General features: G+C 61.1%; 13 protein-coding genes, 1 pseudogene and 1 riboswitch. Of the genes and pseudogenes, 8 read left to right on the top strand and 6 right to left on the bottom strand.

Features of this window, described 5'->3' with window-relative positions; all coding sequences use genetic code 11:
- The first annotated feature begins 25 nt into the window (after positions 1-25).
- The 3 genes from HNO86_RS15220 (at position 26) to HNO86_RS15210 (ending at position 2861) form a co-directional block, all read left to right on the top strand.
- Positions 26-991 carry a 2-hydroxyacid dehydrogenase gene (locus HNO86_RS15220; protein ID WP_175377764.1) on the top strand — a complete coding sequence of 322 codons (966 nt, stop codon included), beginning with the start codon at positions 26-28 and terminating at the stop codon, positions 989-991.
- 33 nt (positions 992-1024) lie between these two features.
- Positions 1025-2023: a class I SAM-dependent methyltransferase gene (locus HNO86_RS15215; RefSeq protein ID WP_175377763.1), complete on the top strand. Its 999-nt coding sequence runs from the start codon at positions 1025-1027 to the stop codon at positions 2021-2023.
- Between the two features lie 40 nt (positions 2024-2063).
- Positions 2064-2186: riboswitch (yybP-ykoY riboswitch) on the top strand.
- Positions 2187-2276: 90 nt separating this feature from the next.
- Entirely contained in the window at positions 2277-2861 is a 585-nt protein-coding gene (locus HNO86_RS15210; RefSeq protein ID WP_175377762.1) for a TMEM165/GDT1 family protein, read from the top strand.
- Positions 2862-2941: 80 nt separating this feature from the next.
- Here the strand turns inward: HNO86_RS15210 and HNO86_RS15205 are convergent, their stop codons facing one another.
- Positions 2942-3757 (bottom strand): M48 family metallopeptidase, encoded by an 816-nt coding sequence (locus HNO86_RS15205; protein WP_175377761.1) that lies wholly within the window; start codon positions 3755-3757, stop codon positions 2942-2944.
- A 303-nt stretch (positions 3758-4060) separates the two neighbouring features.
- Here HNO86_RS15205 and HNO86_RS30615 point away from each other — a divergent pair.
- A pseudogene (locus tag HNO86_RS30615) lies at positions 4061-5347 on the top strand (HAMP domain-containing protein); the annotation flags it as partial.
- Between the two features lie 12 nt (positions 5348-5359).
- Positions 5360-6202 (top strand): methyl-accepting chemotaxis protein, encoded by an 843-nt coding sequence (locus tag HNO86_RS30610; protein ID WP_372242536.1) that lies wholly within the window; start codon positions 5360-5362, stop codon positions 6200-6202.
- Between the two features lie 372 nt (positions 6203-6574).
- Here HNO86_RS30610 and HNO86_RS15195 read toward each other — a convergent pair whose 3' ends face one another.
- Genes HNO86_RS15195 through HNO86_RS15185 form a run of 3 tightly spaced genes read right to left on the bottom strand, consistent with a single transcriptional unit; the run spans position 6575 to position 7686 of the window.
- Complete coding sequence (locus HNO86_RS15195) at positions 6575-7198, bottom strand: SOS response-associated peptidase (RefSeq protein ID WP_175377759.1); 624 nt, start codon at positions 7196-7198, stop codon at positions 6575-6577.
- A 36-nt stretch (positions 7199-7234) separates the two neighbouring features.
- Positions 7235-7495, bottom strand: coding sequence for a putative signal transducing protein (locus HNO86_RS15190; RefSeq protein ID WP_175377758.1), 261 nt, complete (start codon positions 7493-7495; stop codon positions 7235-7237).
- 8 nt (positions 7496-7503) lie between these two features.
- Positions 7504-7686: a CPXCG motif-containing cysteine-rich protein gene (locus HNO86_RS15185; RefSeq protein ID WP_175377757.1), complete on the bottom strand. Its 183-nt coding sequence runs from the start codon at positions 7684-7686 to the stop codon at positions 7504-7506.
- 142 nt (positions 7687-7828) lie between these two features.
- Here HNO86_RS15185 and HNO86_RS15180 point away from each other — a divergent pair, with 142 nt between their 5' ends.
- A complete protein-coding gene (locus tag HNO86_RS15180) occupies positions 7829-8992 on the top strand; it encodes a 1-acyl-sn-glycerol-3-phosphate acyltransferase (RefSeq protein ID WP_175377756.1) in 1164 nt (387 codons plus the stop codon).
- 86 nt (positions 8993-9078) lie between these two features.
- On the opposite strand, the gene HNO86_RS15175 is transcribed toward HNO86_RS15180, so the two are convergent.
- Positions 9079-9357: a hypothetical protein gene (locus HNO86_RS15175; RefSeq protein ID WP_175377755.1), complete on the bottom strand. Its 279-nt coding sequence runs from the start codon at positions 9355-9357 to the stop codon at positions 9079-9081.
- 199 nt (positions 9358-9556) lie between these two features.
- The gene (locus tag HNO86_RS15170; protein ID WP_175377754.1) at positions 9557-10141 is read right to left on the bottom strand and encodes a YajG family lipoprotein; all 585 of its coding nucleotides are present in this window, start codon (positions 10139-10141) and stop codon (positions 9557-9559) included.
- A gap of 198 nt (positions 10142-10339) precedes the next feature.
- Between HNO86_RS15170 and HNO86_RS15165 the strand changes: the two genes are divergently transcribed.
- Both HNO86_RS15165 and mqo read left to right on the top strand, forming a co-directional pair.
- Positions 10340-10573 carry a hypothetical protein gene (locus HNO86_RS15165; RefSeq protein ID WP_175377753.1) on the top strand — a complete coding sequence of 78 codons (234 nt, stop codon included), beginning with the start codon at positions 10340-10342 and terminating at the stop codon, positions 10571-10573.
- Between the two features lie 742 nt (positions 10574-11315).
- The gene (mqo, locus tag HNO86_RS15160) at positions 11316-12827 is read left to right on the top strand and encodes a malate dehydrogenase (quinone) (RefSeq protein WP_175377752.1); all 1512 of its coding nucleotides are present in this window, start codon (positions 11316-11318) and stop codon (positions 12825-12827) included.
- Positions 12828-12964 lie beyond the last annotated feature (137 nt).

Here is a 12964-nt window from a genome sequence, read left to right as displayed (position 1 = left end):
GTTCATTGCACAAAAGGTACAGTTGATGACGAACAACCGCCGCGCCGTTTTCCTCGATCACCCGTCCCTGGATCTCGGCGACCTCGACCTGAGCCCGCTGCGCCAGTGTTTCGGTGAACTGCAACTGTTCGCCCGGACCTTGCCCGACCAGGTGATCGACCACCTCAAGGGTGCCACCGTCGCCATCACCAACAAGATCATGATCGACGCGGCCGCCATGGCCGCCAGCCCGGATCTGAAGCTGATCCTGATCACCGCCACCGGCACCAACAACGTCGATCTGGCCGCAGCCCGTGCTCACGGGATCACCGTGTGCAACTGCCAGGGCTACGGCACACCGTCCGTGGCGCAGCACACCATCATGCTGCTGCTCAACCTGGCCACGCGTCTGACCGACTATCAGAAAGCCGTCGGTGAAGGGCGCTGGCAACAGGCCAAGCAGTTCTGCCTGCTGGACTACCCGATCGTCGAACTGGAAGGCAAAACCCTGGGCCTGCTCGGCCACGGAGAACTGGGTGGCGCCGTCGCGCGCCTGGCAGAAGCCTTTGGCATGCGCGTGCTGCTGGGCCAGATCCCGGGGCGCCCTGCCCGTCCCGACCGTTTGCCGCTGGATGAACTGCTGCCGCAAGTCGACGCACTGACCCTGCACTGCCCGCTCAACGAACATACCCGGCACTTCATCGGTGCCCGTGAACTGGCCTCGATGAAGCCGGGCGCGTTCGTCGTCAACACCGCCCGTGGCGGCCTGATCGATGAGCAGGCGCTGGCCGATGCCTTGCGCAATGGTCATCTGGGCGGTGCCGCCACCGACGTGCTGAGCGTGGAGCCGCCAGTCAACGGCAATCCGTTGCTGGCCGGCGATATCCCGCGCCTGATCGTCACCCCGCACAACGCCTGGGGCAGTCGCGAAGCACGGCAGCGGATCGTGGGTCAGGTCACTGAAAACGCCCTGGGCTACTTCAGCGGTAAGGCGCTGCGGGTCGTCAGTTGATAAACTGCCGGACTTTTTTTCACAGGAGCAGTTATGGATCCGCGCAGTGAAGTACTGCTTCGTCAGGCCGAATTATTTGAAGGTGCCGTGCTGCTGGCCGGCCTACCCGCCGACGATTTGCTCGGCCGCCTGCCCGCCGCCCACGGCTGGTGCTGGCATGCCGGCGATCAGGCGGCGCTGGATGCACGCTTTGCCGGGCGCAGCGCGTTCGGGGTGAATGTGCCCGACTTCGCGTTCGACAGCGCCGTGGTGTTTCTGCCCAAGGCCAAGGACCTGACCGACTACCTGCTCAACGCCGTGGCGTCGCGCCTGCAGGGTCGCGAGGTGTATCTGGTGGGGGAAAAGCGCAGCGGCATCGAAGGCGCGGCCAAGCAGTTGAACCCGTTTGGCAAACCGCGAAAGCTCGACAGCGCACGGCATTGCCAACTCTGGCAGGTCACCGTGGACAACGCTCCCCAGGCCAAATCGCTGGAAAGCCTGGCCCAGGAATACGAACTGCCCCTGGCCGAAGGCCCGCTCAAGGTCATCAGCCTGCCGGGCGTCTTCAGCCATGGCCGTCTGGATCGCGGCAGCGCCCTGCTGCTCGAACATCTGGACAAACTGCCGGGCGGTCATCTGCTGGACTTCGGTTGTGGCGCGGGGGTATTGGGAGCTGCGGTAAAACGTCGCTACCCGGACACTCAGGTCACGATGCTGGACGTCGACGCGTTCGCCGCCGCCAGCAGCCGCTTGACCCTGGCGGCCAATGGTCTGGAAGCCGAGGTGATTACCGGTGACGGAATCGATGCGGCTCCCACCGGGCTGAATGCGATTTTGACCAATCCGCCGTTCCATACCGGCGTTCACACCGACTATCAGGCGACGGAAAACTTGCTGCGAAAAGCAGCCAAACATCTGAAAAACGGTGGCGAACTTCGCTTGGTGGCCAACAGCTTCCTGAAGTACCAGCCGTTGATCGAAGAGCATCTCGGGGTGTGCGCAATCAAGGCCGAAGGACAGGGCTTTCGCATCTACCGGGCCAAACGCGGCTAGAAATTTGTGCTTGCACGATGGGTTTTGCCTAGGCAGAATCCGCTCCGTCCTAGGGGAGTAGTCTCCCACGAGCGCCATGCTCGTCCGGCGTGCGTCAACATACTTGGTCCTCAGACCATGGCGCATGCGACCCAAGCGACCGCATCAGACGGATCGCAGGGTTTGACAAGACCTATGACACGCACACCTTACCCGGGGCGGGAAGGCTGTACGTGTCATAGCCGTGTCGACCTGCCCCTTAGGAAAACCCCTGATGCTGGATTCATTACTGGTCCCCACCGCAATCGTTGCCTTGGCCGAAATCGGCGACAAGACGCAACTGCTCGCGCTCATTCTGGCTGCCCGCTTCCGCAAGCCCTGGCCGATCATCGCCGGTATCGTCGCCGCGACCCTGGCCAACCACGCGGCGGCTGGTGCAGTAGGCGCCTGGGTCGGCAGCTTCTTCTCCGACACGTTATTGCACTGGATCCTCGCAGTGAGCTTCGCAGCGACCGCCCTGTGGACCCTGGTGCCGGACAAGATGGATGACGACGAAGCCAGCACCGCCCGCAAGTTCGGGCCGTTCGTGACCACGCTGATTGCGTTCTTCCTGGCAGAAATCGGCGACAAGACCCAGATCGCCACCGTGATGCTCGCGGCGCAGTATCCGGAGTTGTGGCTGGTGATCATCGGCACCACCGCGGGCATGCTGATTGCCAACGTGCCGGTGGTACTGGCAGGTAACTTCGCGGCGGACAAACTGCCACTGACGCTGATTCGCCGACTGGCGGCTTCGGCGTTCTTCATTCTGGCGATTGTTGCGGTGTACAAGGCGATGCAGAGCAGCGGGTGGGTGTAAAGCAGCGGCAAGCTTCAAGCCATGAGCCGCAAGTTTGAAGCAGAGCAGATCTGCTTTGCTTCAAACTTGTAGCTTGCAGCTTACTTCTTGGCGCTGTTGTAAAGCGGCATCACCTTCGGAATCGCCGCCTGCAACGAGGCGATCCGGCTCGACGAGTTCGGGTGAGTGCTCATGAACTCCGGCGGCGAGCCTTCCGAAGCCTTGGTCATCTTGTTCCACAGGGTGATCGCGGCGTTCGGGTTGTAGCCGGCACGAGCGGCCAGTTCCAGGCCGATCAGGTCGGCTTCGTTCTCGTTGGCACGGCTGTTGGGCAAGGTCATGCCGTAGTTGGCGACCGCGTCCGCCAGCGCCAGGCTGTCCTGACCCAGACCCAGCAATGCGCCCGCGCCCTGCTTGGCCATTTCGATACCGTAAGCCTTGGACATCGCTTCACGACCGTGCTCGCGCAGGGCGTGGGCGATTTCATGGCCCATGACCGCGGCGATTTCATCGTCGGTCAGTTGCAGCTTGTCGATCAGCCCGGTGTAGAAAATGATCTTGCCGCCAGGCCCGCAGTTGGCGTTGAGCTCGTCGCTCTTGATCAGATTGACTTCCCATTTCCACTGGGCCGAATCCGGACGGAAATTCGGTGCCTGGGCGATCAGCCGGTCGGCAATCACCTGAACGCGCTTGGCGTCGCTGCTGGTCTTGTCCAGCACGCCCTGGGTGGTCGCCTCGCCCACCGTCTTTTGATAAGACTGGGCGTACATCTGGTTGACCTCCTGCTCGGACAACATGCTGAACATGTATTGCTTGCGCTCCACGCCCACGGCGCCGGCGCTGGTGGTATTGACCGACTGGCATCCGCCGAGCAGCAGACTTGCGCTCAGGCCACACAACACCAATGTCTTGTTCATCAAAGGACTCCCTGGAAAACCTGTCCGTATCCTAGGCGCGTAAATGTATCGGCGCCAGATACAACGAAACCTGCAACAAATCTAAGACGCAAATTTAAATCTAAGACGCAAATTTCGGACAAAGCACGCGTCAGCGCAGCAAAAAATTCACAAACCCGGCAAACCCGCGTCGTTTACGAACTGCTGCAATCCATTTGCGACATCTGCCTCGCGAAAAGCAGGAATTTGCACCAGACCCGCTCATGCCCTTGGAACCCCCTGCCGATATTGCTCCGCAGACGACCTTTTGCGTGCGGAGCACCCATGAAATTCAAGTCAATCCAGTTTTCCGTGGCGGCCCTGGCGGGCGCCATCGTTCTCAGCGTGGTGGCCGCGCTGGTGGTCTACGCGCTGTTTTCCGGCGCCCGGACCCAGGACATGGTCCAGGAGCGGACCCAGGCACAATTCGAACAGGTCATCGAGCAGCGCCTGACCTCCCTGGCGCAGACCCAGGTCAGCCAGATTCAGCGTGAATTGGAAGCGCCATTGCTGATCGCCGGTGGCCTGGTGCGGGTCAACACCCTGATCGGCACCAAGGGCGCCGACGGCCAGCCGGCGCTGAGCCTGAGCCGTGAGCAATTGATCGGTCTGATCAAGGAAAACGTGGCGAAAAACCCGAAAATCCTCGGCACTTATATCGGCTGGGAGAAGGATGCGCTGGATCACAACGATGCCGCCTATATCGGCACCCATGTCGTCGGTATCGACGCCAAGGACGGCCGTTTCCTGCCCTGGTGGTTCCGCAATGCCGACGGCAGCCTGGGCCAGGACAAGCTGGTGGACGTGGATGACCAGAAAACCCTGTCCACCGGCGTGCGCGCCAGCGAGTACTACCTGTGTTCCAAGGAAACCCAAAAGCCCTGCGTGATCGATCCGGCGCCCTACAAGGTCGGCGACAAGATCGTCATGCTCGCCTCCTTCATTGAACCGATCATGCTCAACGGCGCCTTCCAGGGCATCGTCGGCGCCGACCTGTCGGTGAACTTCATCCAGGAAATGCTCCTGACCGCCAACCAGAAACTCTACGGCGGCGCCGGGCAAATGGCCCTGATCGGCGGCAACGGCCGGATCGTGGCCTACACCAAGGACCCGAGCAAGTTCGGCGAGAAGGTCAGCGACATCCTCGACAGCCAGCAGATTGCCAACATGGCCAATCTCAAGCGCGGCGAAGTCACCTACAGCGTCGACAAGGCCCAGGGCCGCATCGAGTTGTACCTGCCGTTCGGCATCGGCCAGACCGACGCGCGCTGGACCATGATGCTGCAACTGCCGCTGAACGCGGTGATGGCCGACCTGCAATCGCTGCAGGCTGACCTCAATACCCAGCGCAAATCCGACACCTTCGGCATGGCCATGGTCGGCCTTTTGATTGCCGGTCTCGGCCTGCTGGTGATCTGGCTGGTGGGCCACGGTATCGCCCGTCCGCTGAAGCAGATGGTCGCCATGCTCGACGACATCGCTCAGGGCGAAGGCGACCTGACCCGCCGTTTGACCAGCGACCGCGCCGACGAACTGGGCTCGATCGCCAAGGGCTTCAACACCTTCCTGGCCAAGCTGCAGGCGATGATCAGCCAGGTCGTGACGTCGGTGCAGAGCGTCAGCGATTCGTCCGAGCACACCGCCGATATCGCGATTCGCACCAACACCGGCGTGCACAAGCAGATGGCCGAGATCGATCAGGTGGCCACCGCCGTGCAGGAAATGACCGCCACCGCCCAGGACGTGGCGCGCAACGCGACCCAGGCCGCACAGGCCGCCAGCCATGCCGATCAGGCGGCCAGCGAGGGCAAGCAGATCGTGCATGACACGTCGAATTCGATTGGCGCCCTGGCGGTGGAGATCGGTCGCGCGGTGGGCGTGGTGCAGACCCTGGCCAAGGACAGCGAGAACATCAACGCGATCCTCACCGCCATTCGCGGCATTGCCGAACAGACCAACCTGCTGGCCCTGAACGCGGCCATCGAGGCGGCGCGGGCCGGTGAACAGGGTCGCGGTTTTGCCGTGGTGGCCGACGAAGTGCGCAACCTGGCGCAGAAGACTCAGGGCGCCACCGAAGAAATCCAGACAATGATCCAACAGTTGCAGCAAGGCACGCGGGACGTGGTGCGGGTGATGGAGGACAGCCAGCAGCGCACGGACGAAAGCGTGCAGCACGCGGCGAAAGCGGCCCAAGCACTGGAAACCATCACCCAGGCGGTATCGGTGATCAACGACATGAACACCCAGATTGCCAGCGCCGCCGAAGAACAGAGCGCGGTGGCCGACGACATCAACCGCAACGTGATCAACATCGGCCAGGTGGCCAATGAAGTGGCAGGCGGCGCCGATGAATCCAGCGCGGCCAGTGCCGACCTGACCAAACTGGCCGAGCAACAGCGGCGGTTGATCAATCAGTTCAAGGTCTGACCATCAAGGAAGGTCCTGCGGACCTCATCGCGAGCAGGCTCGATCCCACAGTTTTTTGTGTTGTTTGGAGGATCCGGGTACGACACAAAACCTGTGGGAGCGGGCTTGCCCGCGAAGAGGCCGGCATATCCGACATCGATGTCAACTGCCCTGACGCCTTCGCGGGCAAGCCCGCTCCCACAGTGGCCGGTGGTATTGGCTGATTCTGTGATCGACACAAAACCCTGTGGGAGCGGGCTCGCCCGCGAAGAGGCCGGCACATCCGGCATCGATGTCGATTGCCCTGACGCCTTCGCGGGCAAGCCCGCTCCCACAGTGTCCGCTGGCGTTGGCCGATTCTGTGATCGGCGCAGAACCCTGCTCGCGATGCTTTCAGCCCGGCGTCAGGCACTCCGGCCCGTTGAGCTTCGGATCATTGACCATGTTCGCCAAAACCCGCTCGCGCAATGCAGCCGGTTCGCTGGCCAGCAAGGCTTGCAGGGTGTGCAATGGGGTTTCGTGGTTGAGCCAGGCTTCCTGCCCGGCCGCATCCAGAATCAACGGTCGCCGCTGACTGGCCGCCGGCTGGGTGATGACCGCCGTGCTCAGCCACACCTGCTCCTGCACCGGATACGCCTCCCAGATCGCCGCGAAAAACAGTGACGAGCCCTCCCCCGGCGTCAGCCAGTACGGGCGCTTGCGCGTGCCGCCGCGCCATTCGTAGAAACCGTTGGCCGGCAGCAGGCAACGGCGCAGGCGCAGGGCTTCGCGGAACATCGGCTGCTCGGCCACGGTTTCGGCCCGGGCGTGGGCCGGGGTGCGGGACATATCGGTCAGCCACGGCGGCGTCAGCCCCCAGCGCGCACGGGCCAGATTGCGCTGGCCGTCTTCGCCGGCACGCAGGATCAACACCGAATCATTGGGGGAAATGTTCCACTGGGCCTGCTGATCGGCGGGAAAGCCAGGCAGGGCGGCAAAAGCGGGATTCCAGCGAAACAGGGCATAACGTCCACACATGGCGCAGCACGACTCTTGATCAAACGAACGGCCAGCCTAACAGACCAGCGTGCCCGGAAAGCTCTCGGGTTCATCCCCCGCAAGCGGCAGCGCGGCATTGTACGCGCTGATCAGCTCGCGGGCGTAGGCAGCCTGGTCGTTTTCCACCGCCAGGCCCAGCAGCCCGAAAATCGGCAATTCGCCGCTGGCACCGACCAGGTCGCGCCCCACCAGATGCGCCTCGATGCCCTCGCTGGCGAGCATGCCTTGCAGCAACTCGCCCTCCATCAGGTTTTCCGGTTCGTAGATTCGCTGCATATAGGCCTTCAATCGTTCTCGCTGAACACTTCCAGGTGCCATTCCTCGCCGTGAACCTGCAGGACAAAGGTTATCGGCCGACAACACACCTGACAGTCTTCAATATAGGTCTGATCGCCTGCGGACAGGTCGATGGTGGTTTCGACTTCCTCGCCACAATACGGACATTCATAAACTGCGCTTTCCAGCATCGCGGTCTCCCGAGTGACTTGTGCGTATAATCGCCGGTCTATTTGCAGGGCTATTCGTGTCTGACTACTTTTTCAGACCGTGCCCTGCCGGTTTTCGATCAGAACCTTTACTTACCCTAGCCGTTTCTAACAAGAGAGCATGATGGGCGAATTCGATGCCATCCGACCTTATGACGACAGTGAAGTCCCGGCAGTGCTGGCACGACTGCTCGGCGACAAGGCGTTTCTAGATATCCTCACCCACTTCCGCTTTCCGCGTTTTGCCGGCGCTTTGGGCTGGGCGCTCAAACCTCTTATAGCTCATCGTCTGCGCCGTGAGTTCGCCGGCGTCACGTCGGTGGCCACCCTGCAGGACAAAGTCGAGCACTACGTCGACCACACCATCGAACGCGCCACCGATGGCGTGACCTACACCGGTGTCGAGCAGTTCAAGTCCGGCAGCGCCTACCTGTTCATCGCCAACCACCGCGATATCGTCATGGACCCGGCCTTCGTCAACTACGCCGTGTACCACGCCGGCCTGCCGACGCCGCGTATCGCCATCGGCGACAACCTGCTGCAGAAGCCTTTCGTCAGCGACCTGATGCGCCTGAACAAGAGCTTCATCGTGCACCGCTCGATCACCGGCCGTCGCGAGAAAATGGCGGCGTACCAATTGCTGTCCGCGTACATCAACCATTCGATCCGCAACGATTGCGCGTCGATCTGGATCGCCCAAGCCGAAGGCCGGGCCAAGGACGGCGACGACCGTACCGAGTCGGCGATCCTGAAGATGTTCCACATGAGCCGCAAGGACGAGCCGTTCGGCGAGGTCATTCGTTCGCTGAACCTGACGCCGGTGTCGATCAGCTATGAGTACGACCCGTGCGACCAGGCCAAGGCCCGCGAGCTGTACATCCGCGCCACCACCGGCAGCTACACCAAGGCGCCGGGCGAGGATGACGTGAGCATTGCCAAGGGCATCACCGGCTACAAGGGCCGGGTGCACGTGAACTTTGCCGCGCCGATCACCGAGCTGTTCGAGGACACCAAGCAATTGGCGGTCGAGATGGACAAGCAGATTCTGGGCGGTTACCGCCTGTTCCCCGTGCATTACCTGGCGTATGCACAGTGGAAAGACGCCGATCCGCAGTTGCAGGTGCCAAAAGCTGCCCAGATGTTCGCGGCGGACGAATTGGCCAAGGCTCAGGAGCAATGGCAGCAACGTCTGGATGCCTGCCCTGAGGAGCATCGTCCGTACCTGGTGCTGCAATATGCGACGCCGGTGCGTAATCAGTATCGGGTCAAGGCCGGGTTGCCGCTGTAAGCTTTTTTCAAGATCAAAAGATCGCAGCCTTCGGCAGCTCCTGCATGAAGCCGTGCAGGCGCTGCCGAAGGCTGCGATCTTTTGCTTTAGATCTGGGTACTGATCCAAGAAACCAGCAACGCCAATCCCATGCAGGCAAAGCCGAAGCGATAGAAAAAGCGGTTCATGCGCAGGGTCGCCCAATCCAGCGTGGGCTCTTCGCCGGCACTGTTCTGGCGCTGAGCCTGCAGATTGGCCATCGCGCGCTGCTCGCGGCGGCGGGTGGCGTGCAGCAGCCAGCTACCCGGGAAGGCGAGGAGCAAGGCCAGCAGATTGATTAATTTGGCGGGATGGGCGGTAAACAGCGTCATCAAGTGCAGCGACATCACAAGCCTCAGGCAAAACAGTCAGGACGGACGCCGAGCGACGACCGCGGCGAGGGATTCTACCGAAAGCCTGCCTGACTGCCCTCTCTTTCCGACAATTAACCAAAGGCTGCCTGCAATCCTGTAGGGGGAGAGTGATCAGGCACGAAAAAGCCCGATGCCATCGCTGGCACCGGGCTTTTGTACATCCGGCAGACGCTTACTCGCCGAGAATCTGACCCACAGTCGGATCCTTGAACAATCGAGTCAGCGCATCGCTCAACACATCGCTGACCAGCTTGGTGTTGGTTTCCTGGTTCGGCGCCATGCCGAAACGCTGGTCCAGGGAGGCGCCATAACGGCCGCTGTAGCGACGATTGGCGTTCTGCACGTCGGAGCGGAAGGTCGCGCCGATGGTTGCCTCGGTCACGTACATGCCTTCCTTGGGCGACTGATACTTCAGCTCGGCCAGGGTCACGGTCAGTTGCGGGGCGTTCATCGCATTGGCGGTCGGGGTGAAGCCCAGCAGGCGGACGGCGGCTTCAGCCTGAGCCTGCAGTTTTGGCAGGATCTGCTGACCCTGCACGGTGATCGCGCTGGTCTCAGGGTACAGGCCGCCACGGGTGCCCAGGGTTGGCGACGGACGACCGTCGACCACACGCACCACCACCGGCTGACCATGACCTACCGGGGCAAGTTGCGCCGTCAGCTTCGGTTCCGGGCTCAGTTGTTGCGGGCTGTGGGCGCAGCCGACCAGCGCCAGGCTGGTCACAGTGATCAAACCGAACAACAGGCGTTGCAACATGCTCTTCTCTCCATAATCAGGCACAAACAGGCCGGCAGTATAGCGGTGCCCGATTGCAGCGAACCAGCGCAACAATCAAGGATTAGTCTGACACGATATTCAGACTTCGAGCCTGTCACACAGATTTCACCCTCCGTACACTTTCACGTCACGCTTTTTTGACAACCTTCACAACAGCCCCCTCCAAGGTATCTGTCCATGCGCTACCTGATCTCTTTGTTCGCACCACGCCCACTTCATCGCTGCTTCGCCCTGCTCGATCGCAACGGTCATTGCCAGGCATTCAAGCAGTGCAGCCTGCAGCCCATGGGCGACGGATGGGTGGAAATCGAGGAAGTACGCCTCAATTGGCTGCACAAACCCCTGCCTGCCAGCGCCCGTGTCGAGCAGAAACAGCACCGCCCACGGGTACGACAACTGTTGACCACCTGACCGGATGCCTAATAAAAGTCATTCAACACGCCCATTTCCCTGCATTTCTTAGATACAATCTCCCCCCGATTATAAGGACGTCTCCTGATCGGGCCTCGCAACACCGTCAATGCCCCGGTATTGGCCACCCGCACCGCCCCACAGAGAGCCGCCCACACAGATCGAGTGAAGCTGGCGCGCTTGCTGTTCCTCTGGCAAAACCTCCACTTTTCGCGAATCTGCAGAGCTGTCATTACGCTCGGTCACTGAGCTGTTTGCCCGATTTGCCCGTCATGCATTCCCTGGCGGCCAACCCCGCGGGCACGGTGCCAGGCTGGGACAGCCCTTTTTTGAGGTTCACGTCTTCAAAAGAGCGTGAAAAAAACGGGTTTTCACAACTTCACAAGAGTGTGGCGAGCAAATGAATAGTTTTGCGTCTGGATATGCACCATTAGCGTCTACATCAGCCCGACGACACAGGACCGAGTACCTCACGAATACCGGAGCCTGAAGCCTGTCCGCTACGGATTTGGTTGCACGAACGGATGTATCGACCATAAGTCGAATTGCCAGTCGCCCGTCGAAATGAGTTCATGTGAACTCTGATTAGACCCGGCAGGCAGCGTCCGTCGAAGTTGCAAAAAATTGCGAAGATTCGGACATGGCGATCCTGCCATGAGTTCGAGGGGCATCACTGACTCGCCCCGGAACGCCTGGCAGCCATGCCGTCAATTTGGTGCTGCAGATTTTGGAGACGCGTTAAATGGCGCATAACGAAGCAGTCGACGTAGTACTGGTTGGGGCCGGCATCATGAGTGCCACCCTTGCAGTGCTGCTCAAAGAGCTCGACCCCGCGATCAAGCTGGAAGTCGTCGAGCTGATGGATTCCGGTGCCGCGGAGAGTTCCAACCCGTGGAACAACGCCGGCACCGGTCACGCCGGCCTGTGCGAGCTGAACTACACGCCGCAGTCTGCCGACGGCAAAGTCGACATCAAGAAAGCCGTGCACATCAACACCCAGTTCGAGGTGTCGAAGCAGTTCTGGTCCTACCTGACCAAAAAAGGCACCTTCGGTTCGTGCAAATCCTTCATCAGTCCGGTGCCGCACCTGAGCTTCGTTCAGGGCGACAAAGGCGTGTCGTTCCTCAAGGAACGCTTCAACGTGCTGAGCAAGCACCACGCTTTCAACGACATGGAATACACCGAAGACAAGGCCATCATGGCCGAATGGATGCCGCTGATGATGCCTGGACGCGACAAGGACGAAGTCCTCGCCGCCACCCGCGTGATCAATGGTACCGACGTCAACTTCGGCGCCCTGACCAACCAGTTGCTCAAGCACCTGACCAGCGCACCCGATGCCCAGGTCAAGTACTGCAAGCGCGTGACCGGTCTGAAACGCAACAAGGCCGGCGGCTGGACCGTCAGCATCAAGGACGTCAACAGCGGCAACAGCCGTGAAGTCGATGCCAGGTTCGTGTTCCTCGGCGCGGGTGGCGCGGCATTGCCGCTGCTGCAGGCTTCGGGCATCGAAGAGAGCAAAGGTTTCGGCGGCTTCCCGATCAGCGGCCAGTGGCTGCGTTGCGACAACCCGGAAGTGGTCAAGCACCACCAGGCCAAGGTCTACAGCCAGGCCGCCGTGGGTTCGCCACCGATGTCCGTGCCGCACCTGGACACCCGCGTGGTCGACGGCAAGAAATCCCTGCTGTTCGGACCGTATGCCGGTTTCACCACCAAGTTCCTCAAGCACGGCTCCTTCATGGACCTGCCGATGTCGGTTCGCGCCGGCAACATCGGCCCGATGCTGGCGGTGGCGAAAAACAACATGGACCTGACCAAGTACCTGGTCAGCGAAGTGATGCAATCGATGGAACAGCGCCTGGATTCCCTGCGCCGTTTCTACCCGGAGGCGAAAGCCGAAGACTGGCGCCTGGAAGTGGCCGGCCAACGGGTACAGATCATCAAGAAAGACCCGAAAAAAGGCGGCATCCTGCAATTCGGTACCGAACTGGTTGCAGCCAAGGACGGATCCCTTGCAGCACTGCTCGGCGCTTCCCCAGGCGCCTCGGTGACCGTTTCGATCATGCTGGAACTGATCGAAAAATGCTTCCCGAGCAAAGCCTCCGGCGAATGGGCTGCCAAACTGGCGGAAATCTTCCCGGCTCGCGAAAAAGTCCTGGAAACCGACGCTGCGCTGTATCGCAAGATCAACACGCAGAACAACGTCGCCCTGGAGCTGGTTGAAGCCAGCAGCGAGACCGAAAGCTACGCTTGATTCGGCGCCATGAAAAAACGCCCCGTCCTCATTGAGGGCGGGGCGTTTTTTTGTGCCCTTGTTTCCTGCAGGAGCCGAGCTTGCTCGCGATGGCGATCTCAAGGACGCCTTTGCCGGCAAGCCGTGCTCCTACGGAA

Origin of the sequence: Pseudomonas sp. C1C7 (assembly GCF_013359595.1) — a bacterium.
Lineage (GTDB): Bacteria > Pseudomonadota > Gammaproteobacteria > Pseudomonadales > Pseudomonadaceae > Aquipseudomonas.
Note: the sequence above shows the minus strand (reverse complement) of the source record. Positions and strands in the feature narration are given on the sequence as shown.

Bases quoted from the DNA above. Each gene is read 5' to 3' on its own strand.
- HNO86_RS15195 (WP_175377759.1), bottom strand. From the start codon at position 7,198: ATGTGTGGACGTTATGCCCTGTTTCGCTGGAATCCCGCTTTTGCCGCC.
- HNO86_RS15165 (WP_175377753.1), top strand. From the start codon at position 10,340: ATGCGCTACCTGATCTCTTTGTTCGCACCACGCCCACTTCATCGCTGC.
- HNO86_RS15180 (WP_175377756.1), top strand. From the start codon at position 7,829: ATGGGCGAATTCGATGCCATCCGACCTTATGACGACAGTGAAGTCCCG.
- HNO86_RS15215 (WP_175377763.1), top strand. From the start codon at position 1,025: ATGGATCCGCGCAGTGAAGTACTGCTTCGTCAGGCCGAATTATTTGAA.
- HNO86_RS15210 (WP_175377762.1), top strand. From the start codon at position 2,277: ATGCTGGATTCATTACTGGTCCCCACCGCAATCGTTGCCTTGGCCGAA.
- HNO86_RS15175 (WP_175377755.1), bottom strand. From the start codon at position 9,357: ATGTCGCTGCACTTGATGACGCTGTTTACCGCCCATCCCGCCAAATTA.
- HNO86_RS15190 (WP_175377758.1), bottom strand. From the start codon at position 7,495: ATGCAGCGAATCTACGAACCGGAAAACCTGATGGAGGGCGAGTTGCTG.
- HNO86_RS15205 (WP_175377761.1), bottom strand. From the start codon at position 3,757: ATGAACAAGACATTGGTGTTGTGTGGCCTGAGCGCAAGTCTGCTGCTC.
- HNO86_RS15220 (WP_175377764.1), top strand. From the start codon at position 26: ATGACGAACAACCGCCGCGCCGTTTTCCTCGATCACCCGTCCCTGGAT.
- HNO86_RS15170 (WP_175377754.1), bottom strand. From the start codon at position 10,141: ATGTTGCAACGCCTGTTGTTCGGTTTGATCACTGTGACCAGCCTGGCG.
- mqo (WP_175377752.1), top strand. From the start codon at position 11,316: ATGGCGCATAACGAAGCAGTCGACGTAGTACTGGTTGGGGCCGGCATC.
- HNO86_RS15185 (WP_175377757.1), bottom strand. From the start codon at position 7,686: ATGCTGGAAAGCGCAGTTTATGAATGTCCGTATTGTGGCGAGGAAGTC.
- HNO86_RS30610 (WP_372242536.1), top strand. From the start codon at position 5,360: ATGATCAGCCAGGTCGTGACGTCGGTGCAGAGCGTCAGCGATTCGTCC.